The following is a 2,515-nucleotide window of genomic DNA, read 5'->3' as shown; positions in this document are numbered from 1 at the left end:
GCAGGCGGGGCGGGCGGGGCGGTCGCAGGCTGGAGGTGGAGTACGGGCCGACGGCGAGGTGTGTGGTCGATGGACGAGGCGCAGGGGCTGGAGCGGGTCTCGCAGCGGGCCGCGGAGGCGGCGCAGCACGTGGAGGCGGTGCGGCAGCAGTCCGGCGAGGAGCTGCGGCAGGCCCTGGCCGGGGCGAAGGAGACCGCCGGCAGGCGTGGCGGGCCGCCGCACGAGGCCGCGGCTGACACCGAGGAGCACACGGGCCCGACCTGGCACCACCTCCGGGAGAGCTGGCACCGGCACGTCGGCGCGGTGCGGGACCGGGCGTCGGAGCGCGAGGCCCGGCACGACGTCGGGGTGGCCCGGCGGGAGGCCGACTACGCCGAGCGCTACGCGCTGGAGGCCGTGGACTTCGCGCTGGAGGCGGTCGACGAGGCCGAGTACGCGGCGCTACGGGCGCTGGAGGCCCGGTTGGAGGCCGAGGAGGCGGCAGGGCTGGGCGGCGCGCCCGAGCCGTAGCCGCACCGAACCGGCCTCCCCGGCCGGAGGGTTCGCGCCGCGGTCCGCGGTGCCTGGTGCCGCGTCAGGCACTAGCCGATCAGCCACTGCTCCTCGGCGACGGCGCCGACCTCGGTGCAGGCGTCGGTCAGCACGTCCAGCACCCGCAGCGGGTCCGGCAGCGGCTGGTCGGGGCCGCGCAGCCAGCGCACCTCGGAGCCGTCCGGCAGCGCGGCGGGCGGCAGCAGCGTGTACGAGCCGCGGCAGTGCCAGCGCAGACCGGGGTGCTCGGACATGGTGTCCGGGGTGGAGTCGAGGGCGCTCGTCCACCACTCGTCCTCGTCGGCGGGGGTGCCGCGGGTGGCGGTGAAGAACAGGTAGCGGTCGTCGCCGACCGTGGCGACCGGGCCGTGGACGCCGCGCTCCTCCAGCCGTACCAGGGCGAGGCGGCCCGCCTCGGCGGGGACGTCCAGCACGTCGTGGACGCGGCCGGTGGCGGTGACGAAGTTGGCCTGCGGGTCGCGGGCGAGCCAGCGGGCCAGTTGCTCGGCGTCGGTGGTCGCCTGGGTCTGCCAGGCGAAGGAGACGGGGTGCTGCGCCGGTGCCGGACAGCCGACCCGGTCGCAGGAGCACCGGTGCCCCGCGGGGTGGGCCGCGGGTGCCAGCGGGAAGCCCGCGCGCACCGCGCCCAGCAGCAGGTCCAGCCTCGCAGCCGCTTCCCCGCCCGTGACCGGACGGTCCTGCCGCCGCTCACGCCGCCACCAGGTCGTCCACCTGCTGCTGGCTTCCATCGGGCCCCTTCCGCTCTGCCGTGACCTGCCGTGCCTGGTGCGGCACGGCGAACGACGCACCGTCCGACGCAACAACGGCAGGTGCCCGCTGCTTCCCGGGGCGCCCGTCGGTCGCATCCGCCGCGGCCGCGGCCGGGATCACCGGGGCGGCCAACGCCCGGGGCACGATACGGAGTTCGAGAATGTACAACTCGGCGGACGGACGCGACGACACGCGCCTCGCCCGGCCCGTGCGGGCCCGCGGACCCGGGCCGAACCCGGAGGCGTACAGAGCAGGATAAGGGTGCGGACGGCCCCGAAATGACCGGGGGCGGTGCTGCGCCGGTCACACCGGCTCCACACCGCCTCTGCCGGTCCTGCACGCGGGGGGCCTTTGACCTGCGCCCGAGAGCGCCCGGCGCACGCCGCGTACTCTGGGAAGCGTGAAGAGCGCGGAGACCGAATTCGTCGGCGGGCCCCTGGACGGCAGGGTGCTGCCGATCATGCTGGGGTCGTTCTGGACGATTCCGAAGGTCTACCGCGTGCCCGTCCCGGCCACGGAGGGCCTGCCCGCCGTGACGCTGGTCTACCGGCGGTCGAAGGTGTTCGGCACCAAGGGCTGGCGCTGGCGCTACGAGTACGACGCCGAGGCCTGAGGCAGTCCGGGCACGCCCCCCGGCGCGGAACGCGCCCCCGAGCACGATGCCGCCCCGCCGCGGCGGGTGCCGCGACGGGGCGGTGCGGTCGGCCCCTGGACGGGTCAGACCTGCTCGTCGGCGAGGATCAGGTACAGCTTGCGCTTGGCCTCGTTGAGGACGGCGAGCCCCTTGGCCCGCTGCTCCTCCGTGCCGGTCAGCATGACCTGGCGGATCGCGTGGTCGACGGCGCCCATCGCGGCACCGACCTCCTGGACCGCCTCCCAGTCGACGCCCCGGCCGGCCTCCTCCCACGGGGACTCCGCCCCCGCCTCGGCCTCGGCCCGGCCGGCCTCGGTCAGCTCGAACAGCTTCTTGCCCGAGGACTCCTGAGCGACGATCAGCCCCTCCTCCTCCAGGAGCTGGAGGGTCGGGTAGACCGATCCGGGGCTGGGGCGCCACGCACCGCCGGTGCGCTCGCCGATCTCGGTGATCATCTCGTACCCGTGCATCGGCCGCTCCTTGAGCAGCGCGAGCAGTGAGGCGCGGACGTCGCCCCGGCGCGCACGGCCGCCGCGGCGGCCCGGACCGCGACCCCAGCCGCCGCCCCGCGGGCCGCGG

At 76.2% G+C, this 2,515-nt stretch carries 4 protein-coding genes; 2 read left to right on the top strand and 2 right to left on the bottom strand.

The features are described 5' to 3' along the window. The first annotated feature begins 69 nt into the window (after positions 1–69). The gene (locus KSNIM_RS26650) at positions 70–510 is read left to right on the top strand and encodes a hypothetical protein (protein ID WP_263105661.1); all 441 of its coding nucleotides are present in this window, start codon (positions 70–72) and stop codon (positions 508–510) included. Positions 511–581: 71 nt separating this feature from the next. Here KSNIM_RS26650 and KSNIM_RS26645 read toward each other — a convergent pair whose 3' ends face one another. Next, a complete protein-coding gene (locus KSNIM_RS26645; RefSeq protein ID WP_263105660.1) occupies positions 582–1,280 on the bottom strand; it encodes a bifunctional DNA primase/polymerase in 699 nt (232 codons plus the stop codon). A 422-nt stretch (positions 1,281–1,702) separates the two neighbouring features. On the opposite strand from KSNIM_RS26645, the gene KSNIM_RS26640 reads away from it, so the two are divergent. After that, positions 1,703–1,915: a hypothetical protein gene (locus KSNIM_RS26640; RefSeq protein ID WP_263105659.1), complete on the top strand. Its 213-nt coding sequence runs from the start codon at positions 1,703–1,705 to the stop codon at positions 1,913–1,915. A 104-nt stretch (positions 1,916–2,019) separates the two neighbouring features. Here the strand turns inward: KSNIM_RS26640 and KSNIM_RS26635 are convergent. Then, positions 2,020–2,515, bottom strand: a 496-nt coding sequence (locus KSNIM_RS26635; protein WP_263105658.1) for a PadR family transcriptional regulator, incomplete at its 5' end; no start/stop codon positions are given.

The organism is Kitasatospora sp. DSM 101779, assembly GCF_025655475.1.
In the GTDB taxonomy this organism is placed as follows: domain Bacteria; phylum Actinomycetota; class Actinomycetes; order Streptomycetales; family Streptomycetaceae; genus Kitasatospora.
Note: the sequence above shows the minus strand (reverse complement) of the source record. Positions and strands in the feature narration are given on the sequence as shown.